The organism is Kitasatospora papulosa, assembly GCF_000717245.1.
Lineage (GTDB): Bacteria > Actinomycetota > Actinomycetes > Streptomycetales > Streptomycetaceae > Streptomyces > Streptomyces papulosus.
This window is the reverse complement of the sequence record NZ_JNYQ01000001.1, coordinates 1,163,092-1,180,136: the sequence shown is the minus strand read 5'-3', so window position 1 is coordinate 1,180,136 and position 17,045 is coordinate 1,163,092. Positions and strand designations below refer to the sequence as shown.

The window sequence follows — 17,045 nt, the reverse complement described above, 5'->3', positions numbered from 1 at the left end:
TTGTCTGGTGTTCCCGGAGCCAACCCGCTCCGTGACGCACAGGACCGACGGCTCCCGCGCATCGCGGGGCCGTCGGGCCTGGTGATCTTTGGCGTCACGGGCGATTTGTCCCGTAAAAAGCTGATGCCCGCTGTCTACGACCTGGCCAATCGCGGCCTGCTGCCGCCGGGCTTCTCGCTCATCGGTTTCGCGCGCCGCGACTGGGAGGACGAGGACTTCGCCCAGGTCGTCCACGACGCCGTCAAAGAGCACTCCCGCACCCCGTTCCGCGAAGAGGTCTGGCAGCAGCTCAGCCAGGGCATGCGCTTCGTCCAGGGCAACTTCGACGACGACGACGCGTTCGAGACCCTCAGGTCCACGATCGAGGAACTCGACAAGGCGCAGGGCACGGGCGGCAACTTCGCCTTCTACCTCTCCGTGCCGCCGAAGTTTTTCCCCAAGGTCGTCCAGCAGCTCAAGAAGCACGGGCTGGCCGACCAGAAGGAGGGCAGCTGGCGGCGGGCCGTCATCGAGAAGCCGTTCGGTCACGACCTCGGGAGCGCGCAGGAGCTGAACCAGCTCGTGCACGACGTGTTCCCGCCGAACGAGGTCTTCCGCATCGACCACTACCTCGGCAAGGAGACGGTCCAGAACATCCTGGCCCTCCGTTTCGCCAACACCATGTGGGAGCCGATCTGGAACAGGTCGTACGTCGACCACGTCCAGATCACGATGGCCGAGGACATCGGCATCGGCGGCCGCGCCGGGTACTACGACGGCATCGGCGCCGCCCGTGACGTCATCCAGAACCACCTGCTCCAGCTGCTGGCGCTGACGGCGATGGAGGAGCCCGGCTCCTTCCACCCGAAGGCCTTGGTCGCCGAGAAGCTCAAGGTGCTCACGGCGGTCGAGCTGCCCGAGGACCTGGGCAGCCACACGGTGCGCGGGCAGTACACGCACGCGTGGCAGGGCGGTCAGGAGGTGCCCGGCTACCTCGAGGAGGACGGCATCGACCCCAAGTCGAAGACGGACACCTTCGCCGCGATCAAGCTGACGATCAACAACCGCCGCTGGGCCGGGGTGCCGTTCTACCTGCGTACCGGCAAGCGGCTCGGCCGCAGGGTCACGGAGATCGCGGTCGTCTTCAAGCGGGCCCCGTATCTGCCCTTCGAGTCCGGTGCGACGGAGGAGCTGGGCGGGAACGCCCTGGTCATCCGGGTGCAGCCGGACGAGGGTGTCACCGTGCGTTTCGGCTCCAAGGTGCCCGGCACCTCCATGGAGGTCCGCGACGTCACGATGGACTTCGCCTACGGCGAGTCCTTCACGGAGTCCAGCCCGGAGGCGTACGAGCGGCTCATCCTCGATGTCCTGCTCGGCGACGCCAACCTCTTCCCGCGCCACCAGGAGGTCGAGCTCTCCTGGAACATCCTCGACCCGATCGAGGAGTACTGGGACAAGCACGGCAAGCCCGCCCGGTACGCGGCCGGCACCTGGGGTCCGGCCGAGGCCGACGACATGCTCGCACGCGACGGACGGAGCTGGCGCCGGCCATGAAGATCGATCTCACGGAAACCACGTCCAGCAAGATCAACCAGGCCCTCATCTCGGCCCGCCGTGACATCGGCTCCCCCGCCGTCGGCATGGTGCTCACCCTCGTCATCGTCACGGACGAGGAGAACGCGTACGACGCCCTCAAGGCGGCGAACGACTCCTCGCGCGAGCACCCCTCGCGGATCATCGTGGTGATCAAGAGGGTCAGCCGTTCGCCGCGGGCGCGCCGCGACGCCCGGCTCGACGCCGAGATCCGGGTCGGCTCCGACGCCGGCTCGGGCGAGACGGTCGTCCTGCGTCTGCACGGGGAGCTGGCCAACCACGCCCAGTCCGTCGTCCTGCCGCTGCTGCTGCCGGACGCCCCGGTGGTGGCGTGGTGGCCCGAGGACGCTCCGGCGGATCCGGCCAAGGACCCGCTGGGCGCGCTCGCCCAGCGCCGCATCACCGACACCTACTCGGCCGAGCACCCGCTCGACGAGCTGTCGGTGCGCGCGGCGACGTACCGGCCCGGGGACACCGACCTGGCCTGGACGCGCATCACGCCCTGGCGTTCCATGCTGGCGGCGGCGCTCGACCAGCAGCCCGCCCAGGTCATCTCGGCGACGGTGGAGGGCGAGTCCGACAACCCGAGCTGCGAACTGCTCGCGATGTGGCTCGCGGACCGGCTCGGCGTCCCGGTCGAGCGCACCCTCTCCGGTGGTCCCGGTCTCACGGCGGTGCGGCTGGAGACCAAGAACGGCGTGATCGTCCTGGACCGTCCCGACGGTTCCCTGGCGACGCTCTGCATGGCCGGCCAGCCGGACCGCGCGGTCGCGCTGAAGCGGCGGGAGACCGCCGAGCTCCTCGCGGAGGAACTGCGCCGGCTGGACCCGGACAACATCTACGAGTCGACGGTGAAGTTCGGTGTGGAGCGCCTCGGCGGTCCCACGGAGGCGTCGTCCGTCGGTTCGGGTCAGAAGCGGCAGGAGCCCGCGGGCGCCGCCGCTCCGGCCGCGAAGAAGGCGGCGGCCAAGAAGGCGGCGTCGAAGTGAGTGCCCCGCAGCTCGTCGTGCACCGCGACAAGGAGCTGATGGCCCAGGCCGCGGCGGCCAGGCTGATCACGAAGATCGTGGACGCCCAGGCCGCCCGCGGTTCCGCCTCGGTGGTCCTCACCGGCGGGCGCAACGGCAACGGCCTGCTGGCCGCGCTGGCCGCCTCTCCGGCGCGGGACGCGATCGACTGGTCGCGGCTCGATCTGTGGTGGGGCGACGAGCGGTTCCTGCCCGAGGGGGATCCGGAACGCAATGTCACGCAGGCCCGTGAGGCCCTGCTGGACAAGGTGGCTCTGGACCCCTCCCGGATCCACGCGATGCCCGCGTCCGACGGACCCCACGGCGGGGACGCCGACTCCGCCGCCGCGGGGTACGCGGCGGAGCTCGCCGCCGCGGCGGGGCCGGAGGACCACGGGCCCGTCCCGACGTTCGACGTGCTGATGCTGGGCGTCGGCCCGGACACCCATGTCGCGTCGCTCTTCCCGGAGCTGCCCGCGGTGCGGGAGACCGAGCGCACCGTGGTCGGTGTGCACGGCGCCCCCAAGCCGCCGCCCACCCGTGTCTCGCTCACGCTGCCCGCCATCCGGGCGGCGCGTGAGGTGTGGCTGCTGGCCGCGGGTGAGGACAAGGCCGAGGCGGCGGAGATCGCGCTGTCCGGGGCCGGGGAGATCCAGGCACCGGCGGCCGGGGCCTACGGCCGCAGCCGCACGCTGTGGCTGCTGGACGCCGCGGCGGCCTCGAAGCTGCCGCGCGCGCTGTACCCGCCCGCGTCGGCGTAGTACGTCACGGCACGAAGGCCGGCCCCGCTCGATCGAGCGAGCGGGACCGGCCTTCGTCGCGTCCCGCGCCGTCACCGGCCGGGGTGCGCGGTGCGCTCCAGGAAGGGCTCCAGCAGCCCCGGTACGGCCTCCGCGGCGAAGGTGAGGCCCTCGGCGGCGTCGGCGTCGTACACCGTGTACGCGCCCCCTCCGGCGGCGGTGGTGGCCGTGACGGTCAGCAGCCCGGCACGCCGCTGGAAGACCGACTGCCTGACCGTCCAGCCGATCACCCCGGCCCGCTCCAGGGCGGCGGTGGAACGCCGGACCGTACCGGAGCGGGTGACCAGGTAGCGGCCGGAGAGCGCGTGCCCGAGGCCGCGGTAGGCGTCGAGGGCGAGCGCCACCGCGAGGGGGACGGACACCACGGCGCAGCCGAGCGCGATCCACAGCAGTACGGGCGTGAACAGTGTCCCGAGGACGGCCAGGACCAGGACCGGGCCGACGGACGCGGCGAGCGACCGGCGCAGTCTGCGGCCCCGTGCGGCGGACGGATGACGGACGAGCGGGGCGGCGGTCGGGGTGGCCGTCTCGCGCAGGACGTCGGCCGCGACGGAGTCGGCCCGTTCACGGGGAGCGACCGGGAGCAGGGTGTTGTGGTCGGCGTCCCTGGCCTCGTGGTCCTTGGCGAGGCCGGTGGTGATGGCGTCGAGCCGGGCCGCGCCGAGCAGCCGGACACCCAGCGGCTCGACCAGGTCGACGCCGCGCAGACGGGCCTCCTCGACGGATATGGACCGGGAGGTGAACAGTCCGCGCCGCACCCGGAGGGTGCCGCCCGGCTCACGCTCCAGGCGGTAGTTCCACCACATCTCGGTCCAGAGGCCGAACGCCCCGACGACGCCCGCGATCAGGGCGGCCAGGACCAGGGTGACAATCGTCCAGAGCAGCGCGGTGTCCCGGAAGCGGTCGGCGACCCACGCGATGACCTCGCCCTGGGCTCCCACCCAGTCGCTGATCTGCAGCACGGCCCCGGCGGCGGCGCCGCCGAGCATCGGGGCGACGAAGGAGACCGGGGCGTAGCGGATCCAGCGGGGGTCCAGGACGGCCAGTTCACCCTCGCGGTGGAAGCCGGGCGGCACGGTGGACGCGCGTTCCAGCAGGAGGCGGCGCAGGCGTTCGCCCTCGGCCCGCGTGACCGGGTCCAGTTCGAGGGTGGAGTCGCCGCCCTGTTCGCCGGTGCCGATCCTGACGGTGACCAGACCGAGGACGCGCAGCAGCGGATGGGCGGTGAGGTCGACGGTGCGGATGCGTTCCCGGGCCAGGGAGCGGCGCTTGACGACGAGCAGACCGGTGTGGAGGTCCACGCGCTCCTCGCCGACGCGGTAGCGGGTGCGGTGCCAGCGCACGCGGTCGACGCCCGCCGCCGCCCCGATGACGAGGGCCGCGCCGGCGGACATCTGGAGCACGGCGGCCGGGCGGCTGGACCACCGGGTGAGCCCGAGCGTGACGGGGACGGCCGCTCCCGCGACGACGCCTGCCACGACGAGGGCGCTGACCAGGACCGTACGGGGGTCGAGGCGCCGCCAGTCGCCGGCCGGGGCGGCGGTGCTCATGTGGCGTCGCCGGGGGTGTCGCGGGTGATGCGGGTGAGCTGCCGTGCCAGATCGGCGGCGACCTCGTGGTCCAGGCCCTCGATCCGCACCGCGCCCTTGGCGGAGGCGGTGGTGACCGTGACGGTGGAAAGCCCGAAGAGCTGCTCCAGCGGGCCCCGTACGGTGTCCACGGTCTGGATCCGGGACATCGGCGCGATCCGCCACTCCTGCCGGAAGAAGCCGGTCCGGACGTAGACCGCGTCCTCGGTGATCTCCCAGCGGTGCGTGCGGAACCACCACACGGGGAGGAGGACGGCGGCCGCCGTGCCCGCCGCGGCCAGGACCGCGGCGGGCAGGAGCAGCCAGAAACGGGCGGCCTCGATGAGTGCGCCCAGCACCGCGAGCGGCACGACGGGCACGGCGGCGGCCAGCAGCCACTGGGTGCGCCACCAGCCGACGGCCCGCCGGTCCAGCGTGTTGCGCGGCGGCCTGAGGCGTATCGTCCCCTCCCCCGTGGACACGGCTCAGCGACCGCGCAGCGAGCGGTACGTCGACACGAGTGCGGCGGTCGAACTGTCGAGCTGGTCGCCGCCGGTGCCCTGGGTCAGGACCGGCTCGATCTTCTTGGCGAGGACCTTGCCCAGTTCGACGCCCCACTGGTCGAAGGAGTCGATGTTCCAGACGGCACCCTGGACGAAGACCTTGTGCTCGTACAGCGCGATCAGCTGGCCGAGGACCGAGGGGGTGAGCCGCTCGGCGAGGATCGTGGTCGTCGGGTGGTTGCCGCGGAACGTCTTGTGGGGGACGAGCTCCTCCGCGACGCCCTCGGCCCGTACCTCGTCGGGCGTCTTGCCGAAGGCCAGCGCCTGCGTCTGGGCGAAGAAGTTGGCCATCAGCAGGTCGTGCTGGGCGATCAGCCCGGGCAGCAGGTCGTGGACCGGTGCGGCGAAGCCGATGAAGTCGGCGGGGATGACCTTCGTGCCCTGGTGGATCAGCTGGTAGTAGGCGTGCTGCCCGTTGGTGCCGGGCGTGCCCCAGACGACCGGTCCGGTCTGCCACTCGACCGGATTGCCGTCCCTGTCCACGGACTTGCCGTTGGACTCCATGTCCAGCTGCTGCAGGTACGCGGTGAACTTGGACAGATAGTGACTGTAGGGCAGTACCGCGTGGGACTGCGCGTCGAAGAACGCGCCGTACCAGACGCCCAGCAGTCCGAGCAGCAGCGGGACGTTCTCCTGCGCGGGCGCGGTGCGGAAGTGCTCGTCGACGAGGTGGAAGCCGTCGAGCATCTCGCGGAAGCGGTCCGGGCCGATGGCGATCATCAGCGAGAGGCCGATCGCCGAGTCGTAGGAGTACCGGCCGCCGACCCAGTCCCAGAACTCGAACATGTTGGCCGTGTCGATGCCGAAGTCGGTGACCTTCTCGGCGTTGGTCGAGAGCGCCACGAAGTGCTTGGCGACGGCTTCCTGACCGGCCTTCAGCTCCGTGAGGAGCCAGTCGCGGGCGGAGGTGGCGTTGGTGATGGTCTCGATCGTGGTGAAGGTCTTGGACGCGACGATGAACAGCGTCTCGGCCGGGTCCAGATCGCGCACGGCCTCGTGGAGGTCGGCGCCGTCGACGTTGGACACGAAGCGGACCGTGAGCGAGCGGTCCGTGAAGGAGCGCAGCACCTCGTAGGCCATGGCGGGGCCCAGGTCGGAACCGCCGATGCCGATGTTCACGATGTTCTTGACCGGCTTGCCGGTGTGACCGGTCCACTCCCCGGCCCTGACCCGGTCGGCGAAGGAACCCATCTTGTCGAGGACGGCGTGCACGGCCGGCACCACGTTCTCGCCGTCGACCTCGATCACGGCGTCGCGCGGGGCGCGGAGCGCGGTGTGCAGGACGGCGCGGTCCTCGGTGGTGTTGATCTTCTCGCCGCGGAACATCGCGTCCCGCAGTCCGGCCACACCGGTGGCGTCCGCGAGGTCACGCAGCAGACGAAGCGTCTCGTCGGTGACCAGGTGCTTGGAGTAGTCGATGCGGAGGTCGCCGACCCGGAGGGTGTACGCCGTCCCGCGGTCCGGCGCGTCCGCGAACAGCCGGCGCAGATGGGTGTCGCCGAACTCCTCACGGTGCTTGCCGAGAGCCGCCCACTCGGGCGTCTGGTTCAGCTTGGTTCGGCTTTGTGCGTTCATCGCGGAAATCGCCCACTTCTTCTCGTACCTGCAACCTTCCCCGCTGCCCCTCCAACCTAATTGATCTGAAGGGTACGGCGGGGCAACGGCGGGCTACGTGGGGGCATACGGATTCCGGCCGGTCACCCAGGGGGTGGCCGGCCGGTGGACGACTTCTAGATCTCGCCGCGGAGTTTCGCGAGGGCCTCGGCGAGGATCGCCTCGCCGTCCGCGTCGCTGCGCCGCTCGCGTACGTACGCGAGGTGCGTCTTGTACGGCTCGGTGCGCGGCGGGGCAGGCGGGCTGTCCTGGTCCTGGCCGGCCGGGAAGCCGCAGCGCGGGCAGTCCCAGGTCTCCGGTACCTGCGCGTCATGGGCGAAGCTCGGCTGCGTCTCGTGCCCGTTCGAGCACCAGAAGGAGATGCGGGCGCGTGGCGCGGACTCGCCGCGCTCGGCCTCCCCCATCGGCCCCGCTCCGACCCGGCTTCCCCGGATCGCGTTGCCACTTGCCACGGTCGTAACTCCCTGCGTGATGGTGCTCGAAGATGCCCCAGTCTACGTAAGGCCCAACGCGCGTCCAGTGAAAGGAGTTACACCCTCACCGGGAATCGCGGACGACGGGTCAGCTGTCCAGCTTGATGAGCAGGGCAAGGACGACAATGCATGCGAACCAGGCCAGACCGACCACGACGGTGATGCGGTCGAGGTTCCGCTCGGCGACCGACGAGCCGCCCACGGACGACTGCATTCCACCGCCGAACATGTCGGAGAGGCCGCCGCCCTTCCCCTTGTGCATCAGCACCAGCAGCATCAGCAGCAGGCTGAAGACGATCAGGGCGATCTCGAACGCCAAAACCACGGCTGGTCCCTACTTTCCGGAATTCCTAGGACTGCATGTACGAACAGCGGGGGCCCGGGGGTATACCCCCCTGGCCCCCGCAAGGGTACGACGGATCCGCCCCACCGCATACTCACCGGTCGCGGCGGCGGACGATCCTACTGGTCGCGGAAGCGGACGATCTTGACGAACTCGTCGGCGTCCAGCGCGGCACCGCCGATGAGGGCACCGTCCACGTCGGGCTGCGCCATGATGGCCGCGACGTTCCCCGACTTCACCGAGCCGCCGTACTGGATGCGGACGGCGTCGGCCAGCTCCTGCGAGTAGAGCTCGGCGAGCCTGCGGCGGATCGCACCGCAGACCTCCTGGGCGTCCTCGGGGGTGGCGACCTCGCCGGTCCCGATGGCCCAGACCGGCTCGTACGCGATCACGATGGACTCGGCCTGCTCGGCCGGGATGTCCTTCAGTGCGCCGTCGAGCTGCGCCAGGGTGTAGGACACCTGGTCACCGGCCTTGCGGATCTCCAGGCCCTCGCCGACGCAGAGGATCGGGGTCAGGCCGTGCTTGTAGGCGGCCTTCACCTTGGCGTTGCAGATCTCGTCGTTCTCGCCGTGGTACTGGCGGCGCTCGCTGTGACCGACGGCGACGAAGGTGCACTTCAGCTTGGCGAGCATCGGGCCGGAGATCTCACCGGTGTACGCGCCGGAGTCCTGCGCGGAGAGGTCCTGGGCGCCGTACTTGATCTTCAGCTTGTCGCCGTCGACCAGCGTCTGCACGGAGCGCAGGTCGGTGAAGGGCGGCAGGACGGCGACCTCGACGGCGTCGTAGTCCTTGTCGGCCAGGGCGAAGGCGAGCTTCTGGACGTGCGCGATGGCCTCGAGGTGGTTGAGGTTCATCTTCCAGTTGCCCGCCATGAGCGGGGTGCGGGTGGTCATTGAGGGTCAGTCCTCCAGTGCGGCGAGTCCGGGAAGCGTCTTGCCTTCGAGGTATTCGAGGCTGGCGCCGCCACCGGTCGAGATGTGGCCGAATGCGTTCTCGTCGAAGCCCAGGATGCGGACGGCGGCAGCGGAGTCCCCGCCGCCGACGACGCTGAAGGCCGGGGAGTCGACGAGCGCCTGGGCGACGGCCTTGGTGCCCTCGGCGTAGTCGGGGTGCTCGAAGACGCCCATCGGGCCGTTCCAGAAGACGGTGGCCGCGTCGGCGAGCTTGGCAGCGTACAGCTCGCGGGTCGCGGGCCCGATGTCCAGGCCCTCCTGGTCGGCCGGGATGGCGTCGGCGGCGACCGTGGCGGGATGGGCCGGGGCCTTGGTCTTCAGGTCCGGGAACTCGTGGGCCACGAGGACGTCGACGGGGAGCACGAACTCCACACCGAGCTCCTCGGCCCGCTTGAGGTACCCCTGGACGGCCGGGACCTGGTCCTCCTGGAGGAGCGAGATGCCCACCTCGTGCCCCTGGGCCTTGAGGAAGGTGTACGCCATGCCGCCGCCGATCAGGATGCGGTCGGCCTTCTCCAGCAGGTGGTCGATGACGCCGAGCTTGTCCGAGACTTTGGCTCCGCCGAGGACCACGGCGTAGGGGCGCGCGACGTCCTCGGTGAGCTTCTTCAGGACACCGACCTCGGTGGCGATCAGGCCGCCGGCGGCGTGCGGCAGCCGCGCCGGGAGGTCGAAGACCGAGGCGTGCTTGCGGTGGACGGCGCCGAAGCCGTCTCCCACGTACAGGTCGGCGAGCTCGGCGAGCTGGTCGGCGAAGGCACCGCGCTCGGCGTCGTCCTTCGACGTCTCACCGGCGTTGAAGCGGAGGTTCTCGATGACGGCGACCTGGCCGTCGGTGAGGGCCGCGACCGTCGCACGGGCGGACTCGCCGACGGTGTCGGTCGCGAAGGCGACCTCGGATCCGAGGAGCTCGCCGAGGCGCGCGGCGGCGGGGGCCAGCGAGAACGCCGGGTCCGGGGCTCCCTTCGGCCGGCCGAGGTGCGAGGCGACGACGACCCGGGCGCCGGCCGCGGCGAGCGCGGAGACCGTCGGGCGGACGGCGCGGATGCGGCCGTCGTCGGTGATCGTGGTGCCGTCCAGCGGCACGTTGAGGTCGGCACGGACGAATACCCGCTTGCCCGCGACCCCTTCGGCGAGAAGTTCGTCGATCGTCTTCATCTGTTCCCAATACTCCTTGGAAGGACGGATGACCATGCGAGGGGGCCCGGACGGCGCCACGTCGCGCCGTCCGAGCCCCTCACATCACACCTGGATGCCTGTCGATCCTAGGATCAGAGCTGGCCGCCGACGAAGACGGTCAGGTCGACGAGGCGGTTGGAGTAGCCCCACTCGTTGTCGTACCAGCCGAGGATCTTCACCGAGTTGCCCTCCTGGACCATGGTCAGGGAGGAGTCGAAGGTGCAGGACGCCGGGTCGCTGACGATGTCCGAGGAGACGATCGGGTCCTCGGTGTAGGCCAGGAAGCCCTTGAGGTCGCCGTCCTCGGAGGCCTTCTTGAACGCGGCGTTGACCTCGTCCTTGGTGACCTCGCGCTGCAGCGTCACGACCAGGTCGGTGGCGGAACCGGTCGGGACCGGGACGCGCATCGCGATGCCGTCGAGCTTGCCCTTGAGCTGCGGGAGGACCAGGGCGGTCGCCTTGGCGGCGCCCGTCGTGGTCGGGATGATGTTCTCGGCGGCGGCGCGGGCGCGACGCAGGTCCGAGTGCGGGAAGTCCAGGATGCGCTGGTCGTTCGTGTACGCGTGGACCGTCGTCATCAGACCCTTGACGATGCCGAAGTTCTCGTCGAGGACCTTGGCCATCGGCGCCACGCAGTTGGTGGTGCAGGAGGCGTTGGAGATGACGTGGTGGTTGGCCGCGTCGTACTTGTCCTGGTTGACGCCCATCACGATGGTGATGTCCTCGTCCTTGGCCGGAGCCGAGATGAGGACCTTCTTGGCGCCACCGGCGATGTGCTTCTCGGCGTCGGCCTTCTTCGTGAAGATGCCGGTCGACTCGATGACGATGTCGACGCCCAGCTCACCCCACGGGATGTCGGCCGGGTTGCGCTCGGAGAGCACCTTGATGGTGTGGCCGTCGACGGTGATGGTGTCGGCGGTGTGGCTGACCTCTGCCTTGAGACGACCCAGAATGGTGTCGTACTTCAGCAGGTGAGCCGTGGTCGCAGTGTCACCCAGGTCGTTGACAGCCACGATCTCGATGTCCGCACCCTGCTCCAGCAGCGCGCGGAAGTAGTTACGACCGATGCGGCCAAAGCCGTTGATGCCTACGCGGATCGTCACGAACCGATCTCCTCGTTAGGAACGCCGGTTTCGATGCCGGCGAGTTTTATAGGGATGTCCCCGACCGCCTCCGACCCTACCTCTCCGAAGCCTCAGGAGTGACATCGAGAGCAGCGGTGCGAAGAGGGATGTCCGTACTCCCGAGTAGGAGCAACGGATTCCGGCCGGATTCCGCACAGGGGCGACGACGAGGGGGACGCCTGCGGCACTACGGTCACGAAGCGTCAACACCGCCCCGAACCGGCCCCTTTGCGGCCGTAGGGCGGAGGACGGCACCCTCCCGGCGCGACGTCACCGGGAGTCACCGGCACGGGCCCGGCCGAGGCGGTTGCGCCGGGGCCGGGCAGCGCCGATGGACCCCGGCACGCACCGCCGGAGCACATCCCGAGTTAACCGCTCAATTGTGCGGAGTGCTACTCAATCGATAAAAGCCGCGGGTCGCCCGCACACTTCCGGAGTACACGTGGGACGAACTGCGGAGCACACCGCTCATTCGTGCGGGGTCGCACTCATACATGCCACCCAAGGGTGACTCATTCCCGTCGAGCGGATCGACGGCCGCGTCAATTCCGGAAATTCTCTCCGACGATTTAGGAATGGCCCGCTCCCGGCGGCCGGAAATGGCGGACGGCCTCCTTCGTCCCGCCCCGGCACGCGACCGCCCCGGCCACCGGAGGGGGTGGCCGGGGCGGTTCTGCGGCTCCTCAGCCCACGAGGCCGTCGGCCAGCTCCTCGCCGAGCGTCGATTCCGTTCCGGGGATCCCGAGGTCCTGGGCGCGCTTGTCGGCCATGGCCAGCAGGCGCCGGATACGGCCGGCGACCGCGTCCTTGGTCAGCGGCGGGTCGGCGAGCGCCCCCAGCTCCTCCAGGGAGGCCTGCTTGTGCTCCATACGCAGCCGCCCGGCGGCCGCGAGGTGCTCCGGAACCTCCTCGCCCAGGATCTCCAGCGCACGCCCCACCCGGGCGCCCGCGGCGACCGCGGCGCGGGCGGAGCGGCGGAGGTTGGCGTCGTCGAAGTTGGCGAGCCGGTTGGCCGTGGCACGGACCTCGCGCCGCATACGGCGCTCCTCCCAGGCCAGCACCGCGTCATGGGCTCCCAGCCGGGTCAGCAGGGCGCCGATCGCGTCACCGTCGCGGACGACGACGCGGTCCACGCCGCGCACCTCACGGGCCTTGGCGGCGATCGAGAGCCTGCGGGCCGCGCCCACCAGGGCGAGGGCGGCCTCCGGGCCGGGACAGGTCACCTCCAGCGAGGAGGAGCGGCCCGGCTCGGTGAGCGAGCCGTGGGCCAGGAAGGCCCCGCGCCAGGCGGCCTCGGCGTCGCAGGTGGCCCCCGAGACCACCTGCGGCGGCAGACCGCGGATGGGACGGCCGCGACCGTCCACCAGGCCGGTCTGGCGGGCGAGCTGGTCCCCGCCCGCCACCACCCGCACGACGAACCGGGAACCGCGGCGCAGACCACCGGGAGCCATCACGATCAGCTCCGAGCTGTGCCCGAAGATCTCCAGGATGTCCCGCTTGAGCCGGCGTGCCGCGTTCCCGGTGTCCAGCTCGGCCTCGATCACGATCCGGCCGCTCACCAGGTGCAGCCCGCCCGCGAACCGGAGGATCGCCGAGACCTCTGCCTTTCTGCAGCAGGTCCGTGTCACGGGAAGCCGAGAGATTTCGTCCTTCACCGCTGGCGTCATCGCCATGGGCCGATCCTTCCATGCATCCGAAAAATACGGTCGTACGCGGCGGCCAACAGCTCCGGATCATGAATCGGAACGCCGTCGGGTGAGGCCACGGGGGCCAGCTCGACCGCGGCTCCGAGGCGCTGGGCGGCGTCTGCGAGGGACTCACGGTCAGGCACGGCGGCCAGATCGGCCAGCACCACGTCCATGGCGAGTTTAGGGGCGTGTCGTCCCAAAACCTCCAAATGACGCTGCGGTGAGAAGCCATCTGTTTCACCGGGCTGCGGTGCGAGGTTCAGTGAGAGGACCTTGCGGGCCTTCGTGGTCACCAGCGCGTCGAGCAGCTCGGGCACCAGTAGATGCGGAATCACGGAGGAGAACCAGGACCCCGGACCGAGAACCACCCAATCGGCGTCGAGCACCGCGGCCACCGCCTCGGGGACGGCGGGCGGGTCGGCCGGGACGACGTGGACGGACTGCACCTCGCCGGGGGTCAGTGCCACCGTCGCCTGTCCGCGCACGGTGACCGTGTCCTCGGGGCGCTGGGGGTCGTGCCCCTTCACCAGCGCCTGCAGCTCCAGGGGGACGGCGGACATCGGCAGCACCCTGCCGTGGGCTCCGAGCAGCTTGCCGACCAGGTCGAGGGCCTGCACATGGTCGCCCAGCTGCTCCCAGAGGGCGACGATGAGCAGATTGCCCACCGCGTGCTCGTGCAGGTCCCCCTTGGACTCGAAGCGGTGCTGGATGACCTGGGCCCATGTCTGGCCCCACTCGTCGTCCCCGCAGAGCGCGGCGAGTGCCTTGCGGAGGTCGCCGGGAGGCAGCACACCGAGTTCCTCGCGCAGCCGGCCGCTGGACCCGCCGTCGTCGGCCACGGTCACCACGGCCGTCAGGTCGCCGGTGATGCGGCGCAGCGCCGTGAGCGAGGCGGAGAGCCCCATGCCGCCGCCGAGGGCGACCACCTTGGGCTGTGCGCCGCGCTTGCGGCCGGAGAGCGCGGCCGTGGCCCTGCTCAGTCGGCGCTGACGCAGGTTGCGACTGGTCACTCGCGCCCCATGTCCCGGTGGACGAGGACGGTCTCGATCCCTTCGGTGGCGAGCCGCGCGGCGAGCTTCTCCGACATCGCGACGGAACGGTGCTTGCCGCCCGTGCATCCGACGGCGATCGTCACGTAACGCTTGCCCTCGCGGCGGTAGCCGGTGGCGATGAGCTGCAGCAGTTCCGTGTACTGGTTGAGGAATTCCTTGGCGCCCGGCTGGTCGAAGACGTAGTCGGACACCTCCTCGTTGAGCCCGGTGAAGGGGCGGAGCTCCGGGACCCAGTGCGGATTGGGCAGGAAGCGGCAGTCGACGACGAGGTCGGCGTCGACCGGGAGCCCGTACTTGAAGCCGAAGGACATCACCGTCGCCCGCAGCTCCGGCTCCTCGTCGCCGGCGAACTGCGCGTCCATCTTGGCCCGCAGCTCGTGCACGTTGAGGCTGGAGGTGTCGATGACGAGGTCGGCGTCGCCGCGCAGCTCACGCAGCAGGTCACGCTCGGCCGCGATGCCGTCGACGATCCGGCCGTCGCCCTGGAGCGGGTGCGGACGGCGGACCGATTCGAACCGGCGTACGAGGGCGTCGTCGGAGGACTCCAGGAAGACGATCCGCCGGGTGACGTGCTTGGCCTCCAGGTCCGCGAGGGACTCCCTGAGGTTGTCGAAGAAGCGGCGGCCCCGGACGTCGACGACGACGGCGATGCGGGCGACGTTTCCCTGGGAGCGGGCGCCGAGCTCCACCATCGTGGGGATCAACGCGGGCGGCAGGTTGTCGACGACGAACCAGCCGAGGTCCTCCAGACACTTGGCGGCGGTGCTGCGCCCGGCGCCGGACATTCCGGAGATGATCACCAGCTCGGGAATGGCGGGCGTCGCGGCCTCGGCCTTCTCGTTGGTGCTTCCCGTACTCACGTCTTCTGCTCCGTCTGCTCGGCCGCGGTCGTTCCGGTGTTCATGCGCGTGCTGGGTCATGTCCTGCTGCCCCCGTCGTCCTCTTCGATGATCTCTCCTGTGGCGGTGTTCACGGCGGGTGCGGCCGGGGCGGCCGCCGCGAAGGCGACGGCCACCGATTCGGCGGTCCTGCGCCCTATCCCCGGCACCTCGCAGATCTCGTCGATTGTCGCCTGCCGCAGCTTCTTGACGGAGCCGAAATGCTTGATCAGCGCCTGCTTGCGGGTGTCACCGAGACCCGGCACGTCGTCCAGGGGGCTGCTGCGGATGCGCTTGGCCCGCTTGGCCCGCTGATAGGTGATGGCGAAGCGGTGCGCCTCGTCGCGGATGCGCTGGAGGAGATAGAGGCCCTCGCTGGAGCGGGGCAGGACCACCGGGTCGTCGTCGTCGGGCAGCCAGACCTCTTCGAGGCGCTTGGCGAGACCGCAGACGGCGATGTCGTCGATGCCCAGCTCGTCCAGGGCGCGCTTGGCCGCGGCGACCTGGGGCTGCCCTCCGTCGACGACGACGAGCTGCGGCGGGTAGGCGAACCGCTTGGGACGGCCGTCGTCCTCCCGGGGCTCGTCCCGTGGTTCCTCGCGGGCGGAGCCGGGCTCCGCGGTCCCGGGCACGGACGGGGCGGATGCGGGAACGGGGCCGGTGGGGGCCGGGGAGTCCTCCCACTCCCCCGTCCGCTCCTTCTCCTGGAGGTAGCGCCTGAAACGGCGGCCGATGACCTCGTGCATGGACCGGACGTCGTCCTGGCCCTCGAATCCCTTGATCTGGAAGCGGCGGTACTCGCTCTTGCGCGCGAGACCGTCCTCGAAGACCACCATCGACGCCACCACGTCGTCACCCTGGAGGTGCGAGATGTCGAAACACTCGACGCGCAGCGGAGCGCTGCCGAGACCGAGCGCCTCGGCGATCTCCTCCAGGGCCCGGGAGCGCGTCGTGAGGTCGGACGCCCGCTTGGTCTTGTGCAGCCCCAGCGCCTGCTGGGCGTTGCGCTGGACCGTGACCATCAGGTCCTTCTTGTCCCCGCGCTGCGGGATACGCAGGCTGACCTGGGACCCCCTGCGGTCCGCGAGCCACTGGGACACGGCTTCGGGATCCTCGGGCAGCGCCGGGACCAGCACCTCCTTGGGGACGGAGTCGCCCGACTCCTCGCCGTACAGCTGCTGGAGCGCGTGTTCCACCAGGCCCGCCGTGTCGACGGCCTCGACCTTGTCCGTGACCCAGCCGCGCTGGCCGCGGACGCGTCCGCCGCGGACGTGGAAGATCTGGACCGCGGCTTCGAGCTCGTCCTCGGCGACGGCGATCAGGTCGGCGTCCGTGGCGTCGGCGAGGACGACGGCGCTCTTCTCCATGGCGCGCCTCAGCGCCTCCGCGTCGTCGCGCAGCCGGGCCGCGCGCTCGTACTCCATGTCCTCGGCCGCCTGCGTCATGTCCTTCTCGAGGCGCCGGATGTACGTCCCGGTGCGGCCCGCCATGAAGTCGCAGAAGTCCCCGGCGAGGTCCCGGTGTTCCTCGGGGGTGACGCGTCCGACGCAGGGCGCGGAGCACTTGCCGATGTAACCGAGGAGGCAGGGGCGGCCGGTCCGCTCGGCGTTCTTGAAGACGCCGGCGGAGCAGGTGCGCACGGGGAAGACCCTGAGCATCAGGTCGACGGTCTCGCGGATCGCCCAGGCGTGGCCGTACGGGCCGAAGTAGCGCACGCCCTTCTTCTTGGCGCCGCGCATGACCTGGACGCGCGGGAACTCCTCGTTGAGCGTGACCGCGAGGTAGGGATAGCTCTTGTCGTCGCGGTACTTGACGTTGAACCGCGGGTCGAACTCCTTGATCCAGGAGTACTCCAGCTGAAGTGCCTCGACCTCGGTGGAGACGACGGTCCATTCCACGGACGCGGCCGTGGTGACCATCGTCCGGGTGCGCGGGTGGAGGCCGGCCAGGTCCTGGAAGTAGTTGGCCAGGCGCTGGCGCAGGTTCTTGGCCTTCCCGACGTAGATCACCCGGCGGTGCTCGTCGCGGAATTTGTAGACCCCCGGGGAGTCGGGGATCTGTCCCGGCTTGGGGCGGTAGCTGGAGGGGTCTGCCATGTCTCACACCCTACTTGCGGGCGGTGACAGAGCGGCATTTCCGGGAAGCCCCGGGCCCTTGAAGGGCCGGGCGGCCTGTGTGACGGACCGTGCGGCGGGCGTGACATTCCGTGCGGCCGGTGCACGGGCCGC

The 17,045-nt window shown here is 70.5% G+C and carries 15 protein-coding genes; 3 read left to right on the top strand and 12 right to left on the bottom strand.

What is annotated here, in order from left to right; translation table 11 throughout:
- The 3 genes from zwf to pgl are packed head-to-tail and all read left to right on the top strand — an operon-like array spanning position 1 to position 3,340.
- Positions 1–1,533 (top strand): glucose-6-phosphate dehydrogenase, encoded by a 1,533-nt coding sequence (gene zwf / locus IA22_RS0105170; RefSeq protein ID WP_014156900.1) that lies wholly within the window; start codon positions 1–3, stop codon positions 1,531–1,533.
- Positions 1,530–2,561, top strand: a complete 1,032-nt coding sequence (opcA, locus tag IA22_RS0105165) for a glucose-6-phosphate dehydrogenase assembly protein OpcA (RefSeq protein WP_014156899.1) — start codon at positions 1,530–1,532, stop codon at positions 2,559–2,561. The genes zwf and opcA overlap by 4 nt, the downstream gene beginning before the upstream one ends.
- Complete coding sequence (gene pgl, locus IA22_RS0105160; RefSeq protein ID WP_014156898.1) at positions 2,558–3,340, top strand: 6-phosphogluconolactonase; 783 nt, start codon at positions 2,558–2,560, stop codon at positions 3,338–3,340. The genes opcA and pgl overlap by 4 nt, the downstream gene beginning before the upstream one ends.
- Positions 3,341–3,411: 71 nt before the next feature.
- Here the strand turns inward: pgl and IA22_RS0105155 are convergent, their stop codons facing one another.
- From IA22_RS0105155 to uvrC, 12 genes are all read right to left on the bottom strand, one after another.
- Entirely contained in the window at positions 3,412–4,929 is a 1,518-nt protein-coding gene (locus IA22_RS0105155; RefSeq protein ID WP_030122858.1) for a PH domain-containing protein, read from the bottom strand.
- The gene (locus tag IA22_RS0105150) at positions 4,926–5,429 is read right to left on the bottom strand and encodes a PH domain-containing protein (RefSeq protein WP_014156896.1); all 504 of its coding nucleotides are present in this window, start codon (positions 5,427–5,429) and stop codon (positions 4,926–4,928) included. Before IA22_RS0105150 ends, IA22_RS0105155 begins: the two co-directional genes overlap by 4 nt.
- A 3-nt stretch (positions 5,430–5,432) precedes the next feature.
- A complete protein-coding gene (pgi, locus tag IA22_RS0105145; protein ID WP_030122857.1) occupies positions 5,433–7,085 on the bottom strand; it encodes a glucose-6-phosphate isomerase in 1,653 nt (550 codons plus the stop codon).
- Positions 7,086–7,240: 155 nt separating this feature from the next.
- Entirely contained in the window at positions 7,241–7,576 is a 336-nt protein-coding gene (locus tag IA22_RS0105140) for an RNA polymerase-binding protein RbpA (RefSeq protein ID WP_014156894.1), read from the bottom strand.
- Positions 7,577–7,685: 109 nt separating this feature from the next.
- Positions 7,686–7,922, bottom strand: coding sequence for a preprotein translocase subunit SecG (gene secG / locus IA22_RS0105135; protein WP_014156893.1), 237 nt, complete (start codon positions 7,920–7,922; stop codon positions 7,686–7,688).
- Positions 7,923–8,059: 137 nt separating this feature from the next.
- A complete protein-coding gene (gene tpiA, locus IA22_RS0105130) occupies positions 8,060–8,836 on the bottom strand; it encodes a triose-phosphate isomerase (RefSeq protein WP_030122856.1) in 777 nt (258 codons plus the stop codon).
- Positions 8,837–8,842: 6 nt separating this feature from the next.
- On the bottom strand, positions 8,843–10,054 hold the full coding sequence (locus IA22_RS0105125) for a phosphoglycerate kinase (RefSeq protein ID WP_030122855.1): 1,212 nt from the start codon (positions 10,052–10,054) through the stop codon (positions 8,843–8,845).
- A 113-nt stretch (positions 10,055–10,167) separates the two neighbouring features.
- Positions 10,168–11,178 carry a type I glyceraldehyde-3-phosphate dehydrogenase gene (gene gap / locus IA22_RS0105120; RefSeq protein WP_014156890.1) on the bottom strand — a complete coding sequence of 337 codons (1,011 nt, stop codon included), beginning with the start codon at positions 11,176–11,178 and terminating at the stop codon, positions 10,168–10,170.
- A 704-nt stretch (positions 11,179–11,882) separates the two neighbouring features.
- Positions 11,883–12,872, bottom strand: a complete 990-nt coding sequence (gene whiA, locus IA22_RS0105115; RefSeq protein WP_014156889.1) for a DNA-binding protein WhiA — start codon at positions 12,870–12,872, stop codon at positions 11,883–11,885.
- Entirely contained in the window at positions 12,863–13,897 is a 1,035-nt protein-coding gene (locus IA22_RS0105110) for a gluconeogenesis factor YvcK family protein (RefSeq protein WP_014156888.1), read from the bottom strand. Before IA22_RS0105110 ends, whiA begins: the two co-directional genes overlap by 10 nt.
- Positions 13,894–14,859, bottom strand: coding sequence for an RNase adapter RapZ (gene rapZ, locus IA22_RS0105105; protein WP_015576739.1), 966 nt, complete (start codon positions 14,857–14,859; stop codon positions 13,894–13,896). The genes IA22_RS0105110 and rapZ overlap by 4 nt, the downstream gene beginning before the upstream one ends.
- Entirely contained in the window at positions 14,856–16,913 is a 2,058-nt protein-coding gene (uvrC, locus tag IA22_RS0105100; protein WP_014156886.1) for an excinuclease ABC subunit UvrC, read from the bottom strand. Before uvrC ends, rapZ begins: the two co-directional genes overlap by 4 nt.
- Positions 16,914–17,045: the final 132 nt, after the last annotated feature.

Bases quoted from the DNA above. Each gene is read 5' to 3' on its own strand.
- opcA (WP_014156899.1), top strand. From the start codon at position 1,530: ATGAAGATCGATCTCACGGAAACCACGTCCAGCAAGATCAACCAGGCC.
- IA22_RS0105155 (WP_030122858.1), bottom strand. From the start codon at position 4,929: ATGAGCACCGCCGCCCCGGCCGGCGACTGGCGGCGCCTCGACCCCCGT.
- pgi (WP_030122857.1), bottom strand. From the start codon at position 7,085: ATGAACGCACAAAGCCGAACCAAGCTGAACCAGACGCCCGAGTGGGCG.
- tpiA (WP_030122856.1), bottom strand. From the start codon at position 8,836: ATGACCACCCGCACCCCGCTCATGGCGGGCAACTGGAAGATGAACCTC.
- IA22_RS0105125 (WP_030122855.1), bottom strand. From the start codon at position 10,054: ATGAAGACGATCGACGAACTTCTCGCCGAAGGGGTCGCGGGCAAGCGG.
- whiA (WP_014156889.1), bottom strand. From the start codon at position 12,872: ATGGCGATGACGCCAGCGGTGAAGGACGAAATCTCTCGGCTTCCCGTG.
- rapZ (WP_015576739.1), bottom strand. From the start codon at position 14,859: ATGACCCAGCACGCGCATGAACACCGGAACGACCGCGGCCGAGCAGAC.
- uvrC (WP_014156886.1), bottom strand. From the start codon at position 16,913: ATGGCAGACCCCTCCAGCTACCGCCCCAAGCCGGGACAGATCCCCGAC.